This is a genomic window from Wolbachia endosymbiont (group A) of Apotomis capreana, from assembly GCF_964027025.1.
Classification (GTDB): Bacteria; Pseudomonadota; Alphaproteobacteria; order Rickettsiales; family Anaplasmataceae; genus Wolbachia; species Wolbachia pipientis.
Genome location: NZ_OZ034721.1, coordinates 562440 through 580855, shown reverse-complemented (window position 1 = coordinate 580855; position 18416 = coordinate 562440). Strand labels below are relative to the sequence as shown.

Below are 18416 nucleotides of genomic sequence, written 5' to 3'. Positions count from 1 at the left end.
TAACCTAAAAAGCATTAATAATTATACACAATTGTGAAGAAATATTCAACTAAAATGCAAACATTTTGTATATCTTTATTTGGTAGTATTAACTTGTATAATATTTATGGCAAATATCTCGATAAGGTATCAAATAGCACAAAAAGTAAGGAGCTGGAGGTTAAAGCGAGGTTATACTCAAAAAGGTTTAGCGGGAAAAATCGGTGTAACATATCAAATAGTACTACAATATGAAAAAGGAACACGTAAAATTTCGATTGAGAAGATATATGCTATAGCAGAAGCGTTATCAATTGGTATTGTAGATCTCATTCCTGTATCAAATGAAAAAATCTGCCTTGAAGATGAGGGAAAGGAAATATTAAACCTAATAAGAAAATATAAGAAGATTAACGATCAGGAGTTACGTAGAATGTTTTGTTTGCTAACCAAATTTGTCCAAGTTAATGAGAAAAATAGTAAAAAAACGGAGAGAATAAAAATTGCAAAAGCTATGGTTAAAGCAGGAGTTTTTGTTGATACTGTTTCAAAAACAATTGGTCTATCTGCTGATGAATGTGTTGAAGAAAAAACGGATTCTATCTACTACAAAATAGGAAAAAAGATAAAAGAATGGACGGGAATATACTCAGAAGGATTTAGCAGAAAAAATGAGTACAACACGTGATGAAATAAGCAACTATGAGCAAGGACGTGTGGCCATTCCACTGGAAAAATTATATGCAATAGCAGAAACATTATCAATTAGCATTACAGATCTGCTCATAGAGGAAGATGAGATAGTAGAAAATGAGCTACCTGATTTAATAAAAGAATACAAAAAAATTGAGAGTCAAGAATTACGCTATGCGCTAATAAAATCTCTGTTTGAAAGCATACAAATTTGCGAAGAAAAAGTGGAAAGAGCAGAAAAGATCAAAATTGCAAAGGATTTAGTAAAAGGAGGAATTCCAATCAACATTATTTTGCAAGCGGTAGGCATCTCTTTGAACGAAATTCAACAAATTTAAAATAAAAAATCATTATATATTAATATTTTCACTTCTTGATGAAAAAATAAGTAAAAAAGATTGAAAAATTGATTTGACTTCACTCGAAAGCTATGGCTCTATGCCAATGCTGATAAAAAACAGCAGTAAATAATTAAAAACAATTTGTTATTAACGAGGAGTATATTTTATGAATAATAGTGAAAAACTTACAGAAGAAATAGAGAGAGTACTACAGAGCGGAGGAGGAAGTGCTTTATTTGATCGCGAAATAATGGCAGTGCTTCTAGGAGCAGTTCATGACAGAAAGCAAGCACAAGATGTTACTAAAACTCTAATGGATAACTGCCCAGGAATAGGAGAAATTTTGGGACGAGAAATCGATGATCTGAAAATGATAGAAGGAATGACCGAACATGCAGCTGCAGCAATTGAATGTGTAAAAGAAGCTTATAAAAGAGCACTCAGAGAAGGATTAAAGAGAGGCCCAGTAATGGATAGCCAAGAAAAGCTGATAGAGTATGTAAGGGTAAATATAGGCTTTTCAGCAAAAGAGGCTGTCCAGATAATATATTTGGATAAACAGAACCGTTTGATAAGAGACGAAGTGTATTTTGGTACAATAGATGAAGTACACCTGTCTGAAAGGAAAGTGGTAAAAAAGGCATTATCAATGGAAGCAGCATCGATAATATTATCCCATAATCATCCAGGAGGAAGTTTAGAGCCATCAGAAGATGATAAGGTAATGACTAGAGAATTAGTGTCAGCGTGTCAAGGAGTGGGAATTGAGCTAGAGGATCACATTATTATGACAGACAAAGGATATTGCAGTTTTAAGGAAAGAGAGCTGTTATAAACCAAATTTCAATTGCTTGAGAAGTTTGGCTACACAATGAAATATAAAATCAAGTAGCAAAAAGACTTAGTCAAGAATCTGTATTGGAGAATTACAAAATATAAAAGATCTTTGTATAGTTTGTATATTAAGTTGTAGTTAAAGAATGAAAGTCCTGATAAAGCTATTCTTTTATTATAAATAGTTGCAGAATATACAAGATCTTTTTATAATTTGCGTATTAAGTTAATCGTAAAGCAATAAATTGCTCTATAGACTTGAATAATATGCTTAATATAGGAGGGTATATGACTACTAAAAAAACAGTATCATTTGATGATATGGATGGAAATACTTATGAGTTAATCATTGATTCTAAAAAGTTACCAAAAGGACTATATAGTGCTATTAGGCGTACTGGCAAAAAAAATCAGCAGCCTATATTTGTAGACGAGACTGATCCGAAAATATTTGATGATAAAAGCAGGTTTGAGAATCCTGAAGGTGTGCCTTCCCCTAGCGATGTTTCTGAAAAATCAATCAATCTTGGAGAAGGACGTGAGGTTTATAACAAAAAATCTTCAAATCGTCAAAATCCGTTTATTCCATCTTTAAGCAAGATAGAGCCAAGTGCAAGTGAAAATGCAGAATTGAGGTGGTTTAAAAGTAGAGTGGTAAAGGCAAAAAGCGTAGAAGAACTGAACAAGACTATAGACCAAGCACTAAGTGCTGGAATCAGGATAAATGCGTATAGCGAAGGACAGAAGAGTTTTGCTGATACAGTAATATCGAAAGTATCTTCGATCAAATGCAAAAAAAATGAGAAGGAAGACATAATATGTGAATTGATGCTAAATGGAGCAATATTCAGTTACGATCTATTGCAGGATAAGGGAATAAGTGAGATGCATAACAAACTGTATCAAGAGATTCGTCCACAGATAGATGAGTGGCTTAAAGAACTGAGAGAAATAGGTGAAAGTGCTATTGAAAATGAAGGAATCATAGAAGACGTGGAAATGGATAATCAGACGTTTTTTATGAAATTTTCTGAGAATAGTAAGGTAAATATTGCAAGAGTATTGGAAGGTACAAGAAATTTAGGGTTAACCACAGGAGAGGTAAAATTAGGAGGTGATGTAATAGAAATAGGAAATAGTAAGGTTGAAGTTAGAAGTGAAAAAGAAGGTGAGAGGAATTACGTTGATGTGTCTGATAATAGTGCTTTTGAGATAACATTTCCTACAAGTATTGGTAGCCTAAAAATTGTAATATACCATAATAGAGATAAAGTAGAGGTCAGAGTAGCAGATAAAGAAATGTGGTCTGAGCTACAAAAAAAAGGGGAAACTATAGGAAAAGGGTGTTTTTTTGGAGGAATGACAGTCACAGAAGCAGTAGAAAAAGGAAGTTTTCCTAGGAGTGGCAAGTGGAGTAAAGATAAGGTTGAAAAGACAATTAGTAATAGCGAAACATTATCGTGGGTTGATAAGGTATGTGGAGGTAGTAAAGAAACTTCTCGGAAACTTTAAACGAAGGGAGGTTTTCTTCCCTTCTTACTTACAACCATAAAATTGAAAAAGGCTTTCTAACAGATGTTTATTTCGGTAAAATTGTTACGATATGGCAAATATCTCTATAAGATACAAAATAGCACAAAAAGTAAGAAGCTGGAGGCTAAAACAAAAGTATACCCTAAAAGATTTAGTAGAGAAAACAGGTATAAAATATCATACATTACTAAGATATGAGCAAGGGGCATGTGGCATTCCAACTAAAAAATTAAAAGTCATAGCGGAAGCATTATCAGTTCATGTTGGCAGCTTATTTCCTAGACAAAAAGTACTGAGAGAAAATTGTTCTTTTAACAAAGAATGGATGATAGCAAAAATAAAGGGACAAGAGTCATGCAAGTTGATTCGCGATTTAACTGGGTTTATTCAAGCTGAAGAGGAAAATAATGTAAAAGCTGCAAGGGTAAGCATGGCCAAGAACTTAGCGAAAGTGGGGTTTGATAATGATATTATCTATCGAGCAACTGGTTTATCAACTGATGAATATGATGAGAAAAAAGGCTCTGAGCATCAAAACGAGGGACAAGAGATAAAAAAATGGAGAATAATAAGAGGGTATACTCAAGAAGAATTAGCAAAAAAGCTAGATATAGGACCCTCACAGATACATCACTATGAACAAGGTAGTGTTACCATTTTAAGTGAAAGATTATGGGAAATAGCAGAAAAGTTATCAGTTAATCCTGAAGATCTAGTGAAGAAAGAAGAAGATAATTATAAAGCAGAAAACGAGCTATTAAGTTGGGTGAGAGAGTCTAAAAAGATTGACAATCAAGAATCACGAGATGAGCTGGATACATGGGTAGAATTTTTATCGCAAAGAAAGCAAATTTACAAAGAAAAGATTTATAAAGCAGAGGCAATAAAAGTTGCAAATAATTTACGTATGTTGGACGTTTCTATTGATGCTATTTCTAAGATAACAGATTTATCTATTGAGGAGCTTGAAAATTATGCTTTCAAAACTTAGCCTGGGTTAAAAACTGCAGTAGCTTACTGACTCATAAATAATACATTAAAATATCAATAAAATAGTTGTATATTTAATATATCTAAATTACTGAATGAAATTCTTGTGCTTCTGTACTTAATATATAATGTTCAAATAGATTGAAGTGAATTAGAGCTTGTCCATAAACCAAAGAATTAGTATAAAAATACTAGATTCAACAGGGAGTAAAGATGAGAAAAAAGTATCCAACAGATTTAAAAGATAGAGAGTGGGTTTTGATAGAAAGGCACTTTAAGGTGTCATATGAAAAAGGAGGAAGGCCACCAAAATACAGTAAACGCGAGATGTTAAATGCAATTTTTTATGTACTACGCACAGGGTGTCAGTGGCGCTACTTACCTCATGATTTTCCACCATGGAAGGCTGTGCATGAGCAGTTCAGGAGATGGAAAAAACAAGGAATTTTTGAAAAGATAAATTATGAAATCACCAAGTATAGCAGGGCAAAAATTGGTAGGAATGAAGAGCCAAGTGCGTGTATAGTTGACAGCCAATCAGTAAAGACAACGGAAAAAGGGGGGTCAAAGGTTATGATGGAGGCAAAAAAGTCAAAGGTAGAAAGAGGCATATAGTTACCGATACACAGGGCTTTGTGCTTGGTTGCTATGTAGGAGCTGCCAATGAGAATGACAGAGATGGTATAAAAATAGCATTAGATAACATGAAGAAAAAATATGCTAATGTTAGGAAAATGTGGGCTGATATGGGGTATCAAGGAAAAGATTTAAAGGCTCACATAAAGAGAGAATATGACATAGAAATTGAGATTATTAAAAGGCCTCCATGCAGATTTTGGGTGCATAAAGACACACCACTAGAACTATTGCCACAACGGGATCCTGGATTTAAAGTTCAGCCGAGAAGGTGGGTTGTAGAAAGGACTTTTGCTTGGATCAATAGGAACAGGAGGTTATCAAAAGAATATGATTTGCTTACAACATCTACTGAAAACTTTATATATCTTGCTATGACTAAGGTTATGTTAAATAGAGAATATGCTTAAATTTACTTGTTTATGGACAAGCTCTTATAGCTTTTTTCACAATAATCCGAACGGACCGTAATATGCTACTGGCCTGCTATAGCCATAAACACATATCTTATCACATTCAGACTATTACAAGAAAGGCTATAACTAAATTAGGTAATAGAAATTTGCTTAATGTAATTCATTGGTATCACAAATGATTATCTTGAGTATGCCAATTTTTCTAAAAATATTGACGGTACTAAAAAAATAAGTTATCCTTTTAACAGATTTATTAAGAAGATGTGTATGGTTAGTCATGAAAGGAAACATACAGTAGCATTTTGCATTTCAGCTATTGCGTTTTGTGTTGGCATCTCATTAATTGCAGCAGTACTTACAACAATAGCACCTTTAATTGCCATAATTATTTCAACTATAATAGGGGCAATAACTATTTTGTCTGCTTGCCAAGCTATTGAAAGCTACTCAGTCATAAAAAATAGCAATAAGGTAACAAGTAGTTTGCATGAAATAAAAGAAGCTTTTACAGGAAAGGAAAGCGAGCTTTTTATTGAAAAGGTTTTTAACCATTTATGTGGATTTTTTAGTAGTGAAAAAGAAAGTAGTACACAAAGATAATAAGATTTCTCAACAAGGCAAATTTGCTTATTTTACTTTTCTGGTTCAACTAAAGCTTTAGATTTTACTTGATGTAAATTAAGATACAATGTCACAAAATTTATCGATTACTTTTTGATTGCCTTCTATCATTGCATTTGCCTCCTCCTGAAGAGATTTGATATTTTTTGATGTAATATTATCCATGTCAGGTGATGCTATTTTCAGTTGCGATTGTATGCGTATATATTTATCAGATATAACTTGATCAAGTTGGTAATTTACTGCATCTAAACTTGAGGCAAACATTACGTTCAACAGCGGTTTTATCCAACCTATCTTTCCAAATTTCCTCGAGTTAGAATACCTTATACTTCTATCTGTTCTGCCAGTACCAATTGATAGAATTATAATATCATCATTAGGAAATAACCTCTTACCACTTGCATATGCGCAAGCCGCAGGATTATTGGCAAAAACCCCGCCATCCACTAATACCATTTCCTTTTGGTTAATTTTAAGATATTTAGGTGCAAAGTAAGTAGGTGCTGCAGTTGCTGCTCTTAATACATCCCTTAATTTAATAAAATTTCTATCCTCTTTCCAGCTTTTGAAGAAAAATGGGCAGTTATTGTGAATATCGTAACTCGTAATCAACACATTACTTAAAGTGTTTTTAAGGATATCATCGCCAAAATATTTATCCAGTACAAATTCAATATTTTTATGTGGGTATTGTGCGCAATTAAGCCAAGAAAATATTGATCTTCTCAAAAATGAAGATTTAAAAATATATGACCCTTATTTTTGGTAAAGCTCGACTAAATCACTAGCTGAATATTTGGGATTTCCTTGTTTATCTTTTTTACATAATCCTGCTATAACAATTCCACCGGTTGAGGTTCCTGCCATTAAGTGAAAGATTTCAGCTATAGTTCTTCTTGTTCTTTTTTCTATTTCTGCTAATATTATGGCTGGTATGATGCCTCTTATGCCTCCGCCGTCAACTGAAAGGATGTATTTTGCCATGGTTAGGTATTTATTGATTTTATTAACTTGTTCGCTTTTATCGGGATGTGTTTCCTGCCCAAAAGCCACATTCTGCTTCACTCCTAGAGAAAATTGCACCAACCTAATAATTGATTCCGTGGATCATGCTAAAAAATCCGTGTTGGTTCAGGCATACCAATTTACCTCAAAGCCTATTGCTGAATCCTTGGTTCAAGCTAAAAAGCGTGGAGTTGATATTAAGGTTATTCTAGATGAATCACAAACTAGTTCAAAACATAGTGTAATTAACGAATTATTTGAGCACAAAATCCCGATATGGATTGACTTTAAACCCGCTATTGCTCATAGCAAGGTAATTATTATTGATGAGCAAAAAATCATAACCGGATCATTTAACTTTTCAGATGCCGCTCAGCAAAGAAATGCTGAAAACCTACTGATCATAACAGGAGATTCTCCACTAGTTGGACAATACGTCAAAAATTGGAAAAATCGCCAATCGCAGTCTAAGCATTATACACCAGACTTTAAGTTATCTTTGAATTCATCTAATTCCTCAGAAAGATTTTTTACCCTTTCCTCAAGTACTAACACTTTTTCCATTAAACCATATTCAATGAGTTTATCGTGAAATTGTACCCTTGAGTCTAGCTTGGATAACCACCATATGATTGCTACGGTTTGGATTAATAACGTGATAATTACTGTAATTGGGATTTTTTGATTTTGCATAATGATTTAATTTGTGTTATTGAGAATTTGTACTGCGTGTTGTGAGAAAATAACTACAATTTTATTGCTCTCGCTTATATTGTTTTTCCGATTTATGAAGAAGATCTGCAATTTCTCTATAAGGTTTACTACTTTCGTGATAGGATAACCTGACAGCTATAGTTTTTGCAGTTCTTCCTTTCCAGTCTCCAATATGAGGGTTAGCTCCTCTCTTCAGTAAGAGTTTTACAACTTCTAATTGACCACCGTTGGCAGCACCGAGTAGTGCTAAACTAATATTTATATCTACTCCTTCATCTAATAGAAATGCAACAATTTCTAAGCATCCTTTCTCTGAAGCATAATATAATGCCTTTTTACTAACACTTGAATCATCTCTACTTTCTTTTATTAATGATTTCATAATTTCTAAGTCACAGTTCTTAGCTGCTATTTCTAACATTTTCTGATACTTCTCAGCAGCCTTAGATTTCTGATAGTCATACGCAATAACAACACATACTACTGCTACTATAAACCACAAAAACCTGTTTCTTGCTATCTTGCTCATGTTTAGCATTAAATCAGCAATTTACTTACTTTCTCTTAACATAAAATCTCACTTACTCAAAGACGCTGACAACATAGTAAGGTAACCCGAGCTATTTAGAGTATGCTCCGCTCTATTAACTATCCATTCACCATCTACTGCTTGATTAAAACCTATAAGATTAAGTTTAGCTTCTGCGAATAACTCTGGATTACCAGGCATAGTTATATCTAAAGTTTCATTATTACGCTTCAATTGTTTCAATTTGGCATTTGCTGCACTCAGCGCTGACTCTGCATTAGAGTAAAGTTCCAGCATAATATAACTTGGCTCGCTACTACCAACTGTTTCTTTAATAGTTTCGCCCTTTTCATAGCTGTGCCATTTTGCTACTACTGAATTATACTTATCACGTACGGTAAAATGCACTTTCCAATTAATTGTGTCTTGAGGTCTAATAGTTGTTGTTCCTAAAGCTTTTCCTGTGGCTGATTTTGCCATATTTTTTGAAATAAACAATACATACCCACCAGCTAATTTTGCCATTGCTTCACGCTCTGTTGCGATCTTTGTTAACAGACTTATATCACTTTCATCTACCTGATTAATGTGGGGTATTAATACATTCTTAAATTCCTCAGCAACTTTATGTCCATATCCATGTTTTTGAGCTATTTCTTTCACTAAGTTTTCTATGGTAATTTGATGCCATTCTTTTGATACCTTTGCTTTTAAAGATATTCTTAAATTTGTTGCATGAGCTTTTATTAGTAGAGTTTTAGGTGGGCCTTGTATAGTAACTTCGTTGACTGTATATATACCCATTGGAAAGATTCCCGTTTCCTTATAACCTAGTACTATGTTCAATTCATTTGGAACTTCTACATTTTCATTGCCATAATCAACGCATACCTCTGCGACATCATCTATAGTACCAGATTCATCAGTAAGATGCACCGATATTACAGGATCTTTTATTCCTTCAATGCTAAATTCAGGTTTCATTTACTCCCACACTTTTAACTTCGATTTTTTTAATTGCTCTTGTATTATAGGTAACTTAATTTTTAATCCTGCAGGCAAAAAACTTCCATACTCCGCAAGTCCAGGATTTTCCTTCAATACTATTTCTACTGCTCCAGAGCTATGTCCATAGTGTTTAAAGCATATGTAATCCAACATTTCATTTTCTCGTGCTATATAATGTACTGTCATACATAACTCCTTAAACTTAAGCTAAATTCAACCTTTTTTGGTAATCCACAGGGAAAATACGACATTTGCTTTTCTTCTAACCGCACAATAACAAATCTTCCCAAAACATTTCCTAAACTATCTACTAAGATACTTGGTTCCTGATTTTTCTCAGCTTCTTTCATACTTTTTAATTGATTTAAATCATTGAGATTATGGAAATAAATTATTCCTTCTAAGTCTATATTTTCTGTACCTTGGCCAATATTTTGTAATGAAGGTATTTTACCAATAGACTCAATTGTACTCCAACGATTTTCTTTACTATACCTTACACTTGTTGGAGAAAACTTATGTTGACCAAGTGATAGCATTAGTAAATTGGTTCTATTGAATCAAATAGAACGTCTCGCGATTTTTCTCTTATTCTTTTTATTACTGCATCAGCAAGACTACGTACATCTTGGTTAGGTTCTGCTTTTATACTTATATTAAATGTAAAAGTTTGATTGAAAATTTTTTGTTCACACTTTTCACAGTCTTTTAAAACTTTCTCTGAATTATCTCCTGCAGAACTTTTTTCTGTAATCACACTTTCAATATTCGTTCTACTATTCGAAATTCCACTAAAAGCATTATTATTTAATAAAGGATTTCCTTTACTAAAAACATTTCTATTTTCACTAGTTGCACTGCCTATTTTTGCTTCTACTGGTTTCTTTAATGCTTTTATTGGACTATCATTAAACAATTTTTCTACACTAATCCAATTTTCTATAGGTTTTGTCACTGATTTCCAGATACTTGAGAAAAAGTTCTTTACCTTTTGCCAATTAGCGATTACAAGCGCTGCACCAACTGATAGTCCAGCAATAGCAGCTCCTATAGGATTGGTTAGCGTTAAAGCTTTCAGTCCCATGATCACTGCTGGAATTACTCGAGCTGATAACGAAGTTAATACTGGCAAAAGTGTTCCCTGCAAAATAGCCTTAAAAGTTAATATTCCACCTCCAGCCAATGCAAATGCATAACCAAAACCTACCACTGCAATCTTACCAATAATAAGAGCTGAAATTATGCTCATAACTCCTGTAGTCAAAATTGGACACTTCTCTGCAAACCAAGCTATGAGGTTAGTTATCTCTCTTAGAATATTACTTATCCACTTTAAAGGAGGTAGCATTACTGAGCCCAGGTTCATTCCTAACTCTGCTATCGCATTCTTCAATAATCGCAAGTTATTTGCTGTAGTTGCTGCACGATTATTAAACTCTTCTTGCATGGACTTTTTAAATTTTTTCTCGTCAGCTAAATGATTTATGGCATCTTTATAATTCTTTAAGCTTCCAACTAGTAGTGCAATATCATCCTGATATTCTTGACCGAAGAGGTTGAGAAGAATTTGCGAACGTTCTTGTTTATCTGTTTTCTCTAAAGTTTTAAAAAAGTATAGTAATGCTTCTTGACCATTTTGAGCAATTTTTTGTGACATCTCTTCTGCAGTTATGCCTATGGATTCCAATGCTGCTTTAAATTCTTTGCCTTGCCCTTCAGCAGTTTGGAGCTTAGAAAGTAAAGCATTTATGGCAGTTCCTGCTTTTGCTGGTTGTTTACCTAAACTAACGAAGGCATTTACTAAACTACTTGTTTCCTTGATGTCAAGACCAAATTGTTTTGCAGTACCACCAACTATTGCTAGAGTTTCAACCATATCTTTTGCTTTGGCAGCAGTATTATCTGATAAGTGATTGATTACATTACCAACGTGTTCCATTTTGCTAACATCAATTCCATAAACGTTAGAAAGTTTAGCTATAGAATCACCAGCTTGTTCAGCGGACATATCGAATGCCGTGGCCATTTTAGCTACTGTTGTGGTAAATCCAAGTAGCTTATCTTTGTCGATACCAAGCTGGCCACCACTTGCAGCAATTTGAGCTAACTCAGCAGCCGACAGTGGTATCGTATGGGACAGTTCCTTCAATGTCTGACCAAATTCTGCGGCTCCTTGATTGTGAGCTGCCTCATCTTCAGCAAATCTCACTACTTTTTTAACATCAGCCATAGCACTTTCAAAGTCAATCGCAACTTTAATTGGTGCTGCAAGTGAAAGTCCTAGTCCTATAGTTTCCATTACTTGTGACCTATAATAAGCTTTTTTTGCCAGAGCATTTTGCTGTTTTTGTATTACAGATCCTAATTTACTGTATTTCCCTTTAAGTACTTCAATAGATGAACCAAGTTTAGTTTGATCCCTCACTAAAGATTTAATATCCTTTCCACTTTTCCTTATTTCTTCATTTAATGTGTGAAGTGTATCTCTCTTTTTGATATAAGCCTCTTTTGCCTTTGATGCCGATGCTTTCAATTTTTCGAATTCATTTCTCAGTGCTTTGCTTGGTTCTTTTTTTTCCTTCTTCTCTTTAGCAATTACTGCAGCTGATTCTTTTGCTTTCTTCTCCGCTTCCTTCCAATTCTTCATGGCTTCAAGGGCATCATGATTTAGTTGCTTAAATTTGGAAACAGATTTCATTGACGAATCAAGCTGCTTTATACTATCACCCAACTTAGAAAGCTTTGCTGTACTACCTGTCATTGCACTATTAAAACTGCCATCTAACGTTGCACCGATCTTTATTGAAAGCATTGACATTTTTTTGTTACTCCTTCACTTACTTCTAACCACTTTAGAAACTCTTTTATACTCATATTAATAATTTGCTCAATTCCACTTCCTGTTGTTGAGCTAAGTTTTAAAATATTGAATCTTAACTCCTCTGTTCCAGCGGCGACAAAAAATCTTTTAGTACCTTTTGTATTTCTACATAATCTTTAATACATAAATCTTCAACTACTTCTTTTGGCACAGATGCTAGATTAGCAATTAAAGCTACCTCTTTCAAAGCTTCGCCTTCTATGCGTTCTATAGTAAGTAAATCTCTTACTTTAGGTTCACGCATCGATAACTCTGAGACAGAAATACCATCAACTGTTATTGGGTTGTTTAGTGTTATAGTTTGCATAAAATTCTCCTATAAAAAATAAAATCTTGTAAAATGTTGTAACTATTTGATCAACATCTAAAAAATAGAATTCTAAAAATCTTCATATTCCAAGCACCGTTTGAAGTAGTGCCATCTGATCAACACCATTTATCTTTCTAATCATATTTTCAGCATCGATTTCTATTAACTCATTACCACCTATAGTAAGTTTATAGTAATGAGCAGCGACAGTGCATTTGAGAGTGGCTTTTTCAGCAGGTTTCCAGCTACCAAAGTCAAATTCTTTGAATATTCCCCTGAGATTGATTACTACAGCTTCAATATCGTTACTACCACTCCCTTGCATTCCACCACGGAGCGTCAAAGCTACTGAATTTCCATCTATCAAACCAAAAAGTCTAAAAAGTTCTGAATCATATTCTGCAAAAGTAAAATCTGCTTCAAGCTTTTCCATGCCCATGTCAATATTTATTGGAATATCCATACCACCAGCTCTATATTCTTCAGTTTTTATGGTAAGCTTCGGTAAGGTTATTTCATCTATTTTTCCTGCATAACCCCGACCATCTACGAATACATTAAAATTTTTTAAAATCTTCGGTAACATCTCTTTCTCCCATTTTTATAATATTGTACCACTCACAAGATGTGACCTGAAAGTAATCTGTTCTGCCGGATATGGTGGTGTAAACTCGAAGTCAAAATACACTTTCCCGCTTGCAATGTTTGCCGGTGTATTGAGCTCTGGAGTTGCGTAACATTTTCCACTGATAATCGCTCCTTGCGCTTTTAAATTGGCCAAATAAGAATTCACCCCCTCAATTACATCATCTATGTAAGTTTTGGTGATATTTCGATCAACTGCCCATAAATGAGCTCGAAGTAAACTATCATTAATCAAATCTGCAGTACGCCTCACTGATAAAAAAGCCCATTTTGAGTCATCTGAACATGTTCTATTGCCCCAAAGCCTGTAGCCATTTTGATGAATTATCGTTGTTACTTCATTTTCATTTAAATGGTTTGCTCTACAATTTGTATTACCGAGCGTAAAATCAATAGGCCTGCTTGTTCCAACAATACCGTTTATTTCTTTATTTGAAGGTGAGTGCCAGAATCCTTGTTCGCTATCTACTTTCGCTATTAAACCAGCTACAAATGGGCTTGCTGGCAAGATTTCTTCTTTTCCTTCAATAAATAACTTAATCCATGGATCAACGACGTAAACTCTTGAGCTGCCGATGCTCTTTCGCCATTTTATTGCTTCTTCATCATTAGTATTTGGTCCATCTGCTACTATTATGCTTCTCAGCTTTTCTGCTATAGGAATTAATGCTGCAACCACTGGATTTTTGCCATCTTCTGGTAGTTGGTGAGTAAATTGAGGTGCAATTAATATTCTTGGAGCAACATGAATTATACTTTCACTGCTGAGGAATGCCTCTATCCCTTGATACTCTCCAGTCTCTTTATCAACACCGCCAATTATATTTTGGATAGTTTCACTTTCTTTGAGCTTTGAATCGCTGTTTTCACTTTCTTTAACTCGAATAACTACTACTGTTGCACCAATTTGGGACAATATTCCATTTATTGCAGAAGGTAAACTGCCACTCTTTCCAAGCTTTGCTGCTTCTTTTAAGCTTCCTGCAATTAACACTGGTTTATTTAGCGGAAATTTTTGCTCATCGGCTTCAGGTGCAGTACCAATTACACCTATCACTGATGATTTAGCTGTATGCACTGATCTTGTCCCTGAGGTAACCTCAATAACATTTACCCCATGTAAAAATTGTTCTGTCATAGCTATTATAAACTTTCTAAAGAATTCTTCACTTGCTTTTTAAAATTGTTAAGAAAACTCTTTGATTTTCTTTTGATTACTACTTTTTAAGATTTAGTATATTTATTAAAATAAAGACAAAAACTAGAAAATATAGAAAACTACGCATTTTGTAATAAGTCTTCTTGAATATTCTTTTCACTTCGTTTAATACTCTTTTGTTAAATAGTAACTTTTTTTACCAATAAAAATTCTTTGGTGCCTATGGCTTGTTTTTAAGCTCTAATATCTTACGTAGTGAAAGATACAAGTATTTTGGTTTCAACTTATATATTTTTTTAATGCCAAAGTTTATATGTTGCATCTAACCCTGGACATTGCCAAGCTCTTAGCGTCCTCTCTACGTCCACCTCAAGCCCTGTAGTTAAAAAATTGCTGCGAAAATTGTATATTCCCCACTGGATAAATTGACCATAGATTGTGCTATACGTATGCTCACTTGCAAAGAACTCAGGTGTCTCACCAACTCTTTCACCTTCTGAGTGAAGATTAGATGACGTATAAAGTAACACTGTAACAGTTTTTCCTGCTGGAATGATTATGTTACCTGATCCAATAAATTCAGAACTGCTAATTTCATGCTGGTAAATACGTGTCCAAGTAATTCTCGAAATCTCTGACTTCCTTGTATTAGTTTTATCAGGTGTACCTATAAATAATCCTGCTCCTCCATAATTAACTTCATCTTTATACCACATTGCAGATCCAACAAAGTTTATAGTTTTACTTATATCTACATTGCTTGTGTTTTTTACGAATATTACTCCCAATGCAGCATAAGGGTATTTCAGCATATTGAATTGCTCAGAAAATCCATCATACATGAATCTTGGGTATGATTCTCCATAGATAAATGTACCTTTGCTTCCCTCTAAAAAGCACAATTGTCTTGGCCGATAAAAACTAACATAGCTTGTATCATATGTGTGAGTACCTGCTAGTAGTTGTAGCATATAGTCTGTTTTTGTTATATCACTACTCCACTGACCAAGCTCAGTTGTAAAAGTTCCGTGACCAAAGTAATTATTTTTTCTACTTAGTACACCAAATAAAAAAGGTAATGCTCCAGGTTCAATCATGTGACGATTTCTTACTTCTTTCATGATTGATGAGCCGCTTGGTACATCATTTATAGAGTTAAGCTTAGTTGTTAGTTGATTTTCTCTGCTCCTTATCTCCCTCATAATCGATGAACCGCTTGGCACATCATTAACAGTACGGAAGTTATTCACTAAACCTTTTAGACCATCTTTATGATCATTGCCAACACTGTTTATTGCTGCAATATTGGCATTCTTTCTCGTATCAAGTAGTGATAAATTTGTTGTTCCTTTTTCATCAATTCTCTTTAATAACTGCTTCTCTGATTCAGAGATCACTGCTAAAGAACTAGCTTTTTTATTATCCAGATCAGTTAAGTGTTTTTTTGCACTATCAAGAAGTTCTTTTAGCTTACCATCAGTCATCTGCACAATTTCAGAAACTGCACTTTTGTCGATTATTGATTCCAGTGCTTTAGCAAGATATGCTAATTGATCTGGCGTACTATTTGCTGCTAAATCCCTAAGCCTTTCTTGTAGTGCATCAATTATTTCTTTTACTTTAGTCATTTGCGCAATATCAGAAATAGCTTTTTTACCTATCATCGATTCTAATGATTTAGCAAGGTACGCTAATTGATCAGGTGTGCTATTTGCTGCTAAATCTTTAATTCTTTGATGCAATGCATCTATGGCTTCGTTAGCAATGGTCATTCCAAAAATTCAAAAAAGTCTCAAAATTCAGTCGTTCAAATGCTTTTTTAAGCTTATTGTGCTCATTCTCTCTTTTAGCGATATCTTCATCTATTTTCTTAATTGTAGTACGGATACGAACAACATCCTGCACAGCAATATTCTCTGGATGAGGCAGTGGATACCCTCTGCTTGTTTTATCATCTGACATTCTGCTAAGTGATAATGATTCGTAGATTTTTGACTTTAGGACGATAGACAACTGTTCCACTTAAAACCAATTTTACCCTCGTCTCATTAGCATTAAAATTTGATAGTACATGAGTTCTCTCCACCCAGCTTTCTCCAATTGGTTTTCCTGATGTTAAATTTACTAATTGCCAATCCACATTTTTTTGCACATATGCTTTAACATCTGCAGTGCCAGGTATCAGCGCATCATATGTTATGGTAATCTTAGTGTTAGCTCCTGCTGTAATGCTTCTTGTAACATAATCTCCAGACTCTGAAAGATTACCCATAACTAACTGTAACCCAGGATAAAGAACTGGACTTTTTTCTCGCCCTCCTTTTAGGCTTGCTTTTACCGTTAATTCCCCATTTATTCTTTCACGCAGTGCGAGCGGCAAATTATCAGACAAAAAGTTTTCTTTTCCTTCTTCATCTGTTAGAATAAATTCCACATTAGTATCAAATGCCACCTTCTCAACATTTGTCAAAACTATTAAATCTGATGCGTTATTTGCAGTAATTTTGCCCAGATCAATAACGTGAGAACTTTCGCTAAATTTTGCAGCTAGTAGTCGAAACGTTAAATCTAAATTTTGATGCGGTGTCCACGTACTTGCATTGCTTGATGAGAGTAATACTCCTACTTGATATGGTTGACTTGTTACCCAACGGCTATTTACTGCATCATATTTGCCAAGTTCTGCTATTTTTACTGCAGTATCTGCATCATCAGTGAGTAGCACTATTGCATACTCTTGTCCTGCATGGCAAAACACTGGTGACCACTCTATACGTGTTGCTGTGCCATCTATCTTTATATCTTTTGGCTCAATATAGCTTTCAGCAATGACAGTTTGTGAGGGCATTCCCACTGCTGTTTCTCTAATCTGCACAGCAACACGTTTTTTGCCTCTATTTATAAACCATAACTCTAGACCTTATATGTTAAAAACAAGTCTTTATAAGTATTAAGAAGTAGTAATATAAAGATGTATAGAGAAGAGGAACCGTCATAGATCTTGGTCATAAGGACCGTATTGGAGCAAGGTTCTCTTCTCTGTTTATATACTGAATAGTTCCGAACAACTGATTGAGTTTTTAGGCTCGTATATAAGGGTGGAAAATGCAGTATTATATTATTCTTACGGAGGAATTATGAATTCATCAAATATCATTGCTGGCATTGATGTTAGCAAAAATAAGCTAGATATCCACATTCATCCACTTGGACATTATAAAGTATTTGAAAATGACGTTCAAGCTATTGATCAAATACTCGACTTTTTACGTTTGCATAATGTAACCAAAGTTGGACTTGAAGCAACTGGTGGGTACGAAAAATTATGTGCTTATACTTTACTAAGCCATGGTTTCGAAGTATATGTTATTCAACCTAGATGGGTTAGAGATTATGCAAAAAGCCTTGGTATCGCTACTAAAACTGATAAAATAGACTGCAGCATCATCTCACGTTATATCAATAATACAGATATGCGTGTTACTCCTTTAAAGGTTAGTAATATTGACAGTTTGAAGCAAAAGTTATCTCGCAGAAATCAATTAGTGGAAATGGCAAAAATACAAAAAACTCAAGCTCATCAAGTAACTGATATATCCATAATCAAACAAATGGAAGAACTACTTGCCATTTTGCAAAGTCAAATTCAAGTTTTAGAAGACGAGATGATAACATTGATTGAGCAAAGTCAAGAGCTTAAAGAAAAATACATATCAATAACTAGTATGCCAGGAGCAGGTAGAATCTTAGCTATTACTATGATCTGTTATCTACCAGAATTAGGAACTCTCCGACATAAAGAAATATCTAGCCTTTCTGGAGTTGCACCTTTTAATCGAGATAGTGGTTTTAGTAAAGGAAAAAGATGTATTCAAGGTGGTAGATCACAGATTAGAACAGTTTTACATATGTGTGTTCTTAGTGCACAAAAGTACAATTCTTATATAAGAATCTTCTTTGATAGGCTATACGATCAATACAAAAAACCATATAAAGTTGCTTCTACTGCTGCCATGAGAAAATTACTTATCCTTGCTAACTCTTTAATCAGAGATGGCAGGGTTTTTACTGAGGAATATAGCCCTAAAGCTGCTTAGATTGAAAATTAGTGTAGTTGTG

17 protein-coding genes and 4 pseudogenes are annotated in these 18416 nt (G+C 34.2%); 8 read left to right on the top strand and 13 right to left on the bottom strand.

Features of this window, described 5'->3' with window-relative positions; translation table 11 throughout:
* The first annotated feature begins 106 nt into the window (after window positions 1-106).
* From AAGD50_RS02975 to AAGD50_RS02950, 6 genes and pseudogenes are all read left to right on the top strand, one after another.
* Window positions 107-1010 (top strand): annotated as a pseudogene (locus AAGD50_RS02975) (helix-turn-helix domain-containing protein).
* A 169-nt stretch (window positions 1011-1179) separates the two neighbouring features.
* A complete protein-coding gene (locus AAGD50_RS02970; protein WP_341810111.1) occupies window positions 1180-1848 on the top strand; it encodes a RadC family protein in 669 nt (222 codons plus the stop codon).
* A gap of 287 nt (window positions 1849-2135) precedes the next feature.
* Window positions 2136-3359, top strand: coding sequence for a hypothetical protein (locus AAGD50_RS02965; protein ID WP_341810110.1), 1224 nt, complete (start codon window positions 2136-2138; stop codon window positions 3357-3359).
* Window positions 3360-3450: 91 nt separating this feature from the next.
* A complete protein-coding gene (locus AAGD50_RS02960; RefSeq protein WP_341810109.1) occupies window positions 3451-4371 on the top strand; it encodes a helix-turn-helix domain-containing protein in 921 nt (306 codons plus the stop codon).
* A gap of 212 nt (window positions 4372-4583) precedes the next feature.
* A protein-coding gene (locus AAGD50_RS02955) for an IS5 family transposase (protein WP_341809994.1) occupies window positions 4584-5416 on the top strand; the annotation gives its coding sequence in 2 pieces (ribosomal slippage) (window positions 4584-4953 and window positions 4953-5416; 834 coding nt in all).
* A gap of 273 nt (window positions 5417-5689) precedes the next feature.
* Complete coding sequence (locus tag AAGD50_RS02950) at window positions 5690-6022, top strand: hypothetical protein (RefSeq protein WP_341810108.1); 333 nt, start codon at window positions 5690-5692, stop codon at window positions 6020-6022.
* Window positions 6023-6100: 78 nt separating this feature from the next.
* Here the strand turns inward: AAGD50_RS02950 and AAGD50_RS02945 are convergent.
* Window positions 6101-7030 (bottom strand): annotated as a pseudogene (locus AAGD50_RS02945) (patatin-like phospholipase family protein).
* Here AAGD50_RS02945 and AAGD50_RS02940 point away from each other — a divergent pair.
* Window positions 7029-7535, top strand: a pseudogene (locus AAGD50_RS02940) (phospholipase D family protein); the annotation flags it as partial. The pseudogenes AAGD50_RS02945 and AAGD50_RS02940 overlap by 2 nt on opposite strands.
* Here AAGD50_RS02940 and AAGD50_RS02935 read toward each other — a convergent pair.
* The 12 genes and pseudogenes from AAGD50_RS02935 to AAGD50_RS02880 form a co-directional block, all read right to left on the bottom strand.
* A complete protein-coding gene (locus AAGD50_RS02935; protein WP_264376279.1) occupies window positions 7526-7744 on the bottom strand; it encodes a hypothetical protein in 219 nt (72 codons plus the stop codon). The pseudogene AAGD50_RS02940 and the gene AAGD50_RS02935 overlap by 10 nt on opposite strands.
* A gap of 61 nt (window positions 7745-7805) precedes the next feature.
* On the bottom strand, window positions 7806-8294 hold the full coding sequence (locus tag AAGD50_RS02930; RefSeq protein ID WP_341810107.1) for an ankyrin repeat domain-containing protein: 489 nt from the start codon (window positions 8292-8294) through the stop codon (window positions 7806-7808).
* 48 nt (window positions 8295-8342) lie between these two features.
* Window positions 8343-9278: a contractile injection system protein, VgrG/Pvc8 family gene (locus tag AAGD50_RS02925; RefSeq protein WP_341810106.1), complete on the bottom strand. Its 936-nt coding sequence runs from the start codon at window positions 9276-9278 to the stop codon at window positions 8343-8345.
* Entirely contained in the window at window positions 9279-9488 is a 210-nt protein-coding gene (locus AAGD50_RS02920; RefSeq protein WP_264704344.1) for a tail protein X, read from the bottom strand.
* Window positions 9485-9841, bottom strand: a complete 357-nt coding sequence (locus AAGD50_RS02915; protein ID WP_213863735.1) for a phage tail protein — start codon at window positions 9839-9841, stop codon at window positions 9485-9487. Before AAGD50_RS02915 ends, AAGD50_RS02920 begins: the two co-directional genes overlap by 4 nt.
* Window positions 9841-12120, bottom strand: coding sequence for a phage tail tape measure protein (locus AAGD50_RS02910; protein ID WP_341810105.1), 2280 nt, complete (start codon window positions 12118-12120; stop codon window positions 9841-9843). Before AAGD50_RS02910 ends, AAGD50_RS02915 begins: the two co-directional genes overlap by 1 nt.
* 115 nt (window positions 12121-12235) lie before the next feature.
* The gene (locus AAGD50_RS02905) at window positions 12236-12490 is read right to left on the bottom strand and encodes a phage tail assembly protein (protein ID WP_262986551.1); all 255 of its coding nucleotides are present in this window, start codon (window positions 12488-12490) and stop codon (window positions 12236-12238) included.
* A gap of 82 nt (window positions 12491-12572) precedes the next feature.
* Window positions 12573-13079, bottom strand: coding sequence for a phage major tail tube protein (locus AAGD50_RS02900; protein ID WP_264704346.1), 507 nt, complete (start codon window positions 13077-13079; stop codon window positions 12573-12575).
* A 15-nt stretch (window positions 13080-13094) separates the two neighbouring features.
* The gene (locus tag AAGD50_RS02895) at window positions 13095-14276 is read right to left on the bottom strand and encodes a phage tail sheath subtilisin-like domain-containing protein (RefSeq protein ID WP_341810104.1); all 1182 of its coding nucleotides are present in this window, start codon (window positions 14274-14276) and stop codon (window positions 13095-13097) included.
* Between the two features lie 317 nt (window positions 14277-14593).
* Window positions 14594-16069, bottom strand: a complete 1476-nt coding sequence (locus AAGD50_RS02890; protein ID WP_264954162.1) for a hypothetical protein — start codon at window positions 16067-16069, stop codon at window positions 14594-14596.
* Window positions 16056-16259, bottom strand: a complete 204-nt coding sequence (locus AAGD50_RS02885; RefSeq protein WP_114516972.1) for a hypothetical protein — start codon at window positions 16257-16259, stop codon at window positions 16056-16058. The genes AAGD50_RS02890 and AAGD50_RS02885 overlap by 14 nt, the downstream gene beginning before the upstream one ends.
* Before the next feature lie 4 nt (window positions 16260-16263).
* Window positions 16264-17217 (bottom strand): annotated as a pseudogene (locus AAGD50_RS02880) (hypothetical protein); the annotation flags it as partial.
* A 217-nt stretch (window positions 17218-17434) separates the two neighbouring features.
* On the opposite strand from AAGD50_RS02880, the gene AAGD50_RS02875 reads away from it, so the two are divergent.
* The gene (locus AAGD50_RS02875; protein ID WP_264688607.1) at window positions 17435-18394 is read left to right on the top strand and encodes an IS110 family transposase; all 960 of its coding nucleotides are present in this window, start codon (window positions 17435-17437) and stop codon (window positions 18392-18394) included.
* The last annotated feature ends 22 nt before the right edge of the window (window positions 18395-18416 follow it).

Coding starts and splice junctions, on each gene's coding strand:
- AAGD50_RS02970 (WP_341810111.1), top strand. CDS start 1,180: ATGAATAATAGTGAAAAACTTACAGAAGAAATAGAGAGAGTACTACAG.
- AAGD50_RS02965 (WP_341810110.1), top strand. CDS start 2,136: ATGACTACTAAAAAAACAGTATCATTTGATGATATGGATGGAAATACT.
- AAGD50_RS02960 (WP_341810109.1), top strand. CDS start 3,451: ATGGCAAATATCTCTATAAGATACAAAATAGCACAAAAAGTAAGAAGC.
- AAGD50_RS02950 (WP_341810108.1), top strand. CDS start 5,690: ATGGTTAGTCATGAAAGGAAACATACAGTAGCATTTTGCATTTCAGCT.
- AAGD50_RS02935 (WP_264376279.1), bottom strand. CDS start 7,744: ATGCAAAATCAAAAAATCCCAATTACAGTAATTATCACGTTATTAATC.
- AAGD50_RS02930 (WP_341810107.1), bottom strand. CDS start 8,294: ATGAGCAAGATAGCAAGAAACAGGTTTTTGTGGTTTATAGTAGCAGTA.
- AAGD50_RS02925 (WP_341810106.1), bottom strand. CDS start 9,278: ATGAAACCTGAATTTAGCATTGAAGGAATAAAAGATCCTGTAATATCG.
- AAGD50_RS02920 (WP_264704344.1), bottom strand. CDS start 9,488: ATGACAGTACATTATATAGCACGAGAAAATGAAATGTTGGATTACATA.
- AAGD50_RS02915 (WP_213863735.1), bottom strand. CDS start 9,841: ATGCTATCACTTGGTCAACATAAGTTTTCTCCAACAAGTGTAAGGTAT.
- AAGD50_RS02910 (WP_341810105.1), bottom strand. CDS start 12,120: ATGTCAATGCTTTCAATAAAGATCGGTGCAACGTTAGATGGCAGTTTT.
- AAGD50_RS02905 (WP_262986551.1), bottom strand. CDS start 12,490: ATGCAAACTATAACACTAAACAACCCAATAACAGTTGATGGTATTTCT.
- AAGD50_RS02900 (WP_264704346.1), bottom strand. CDS start 13,079: ATGTTACCGAAGATTTTAAAAAATTTTAATGTATTCGTAGATGGTCGG.
- AAGD50_RS02895 (WP_341810104.1), bottom strand. CDS start 14,276: ATGACAGAACAATTTTTACATGGGGTAAATGTTATTGAGGTTACCTCA.
- AAGD50_RS02890 (WP_264954162.1), bottom strand. CDS start 16,069: ATGACCATTGCTAACGAAGCCATAGATGCATTGCATCAAAGAATTAAA.
- AAGD50_RS02885 (WP_114516972.1), bottom strand. CDS start 16,259: ATGTCAGATGATAAAACAAGCAGAGGGTATCCACTGCCTCATCCAGAG.
- AAGD50_RS02875 (WP_264688607.1), top strand. CDS start 17,435: ATGAATTCATCAAATATCATTGCTGGCATTGATGTTAGCAAAAATAAG.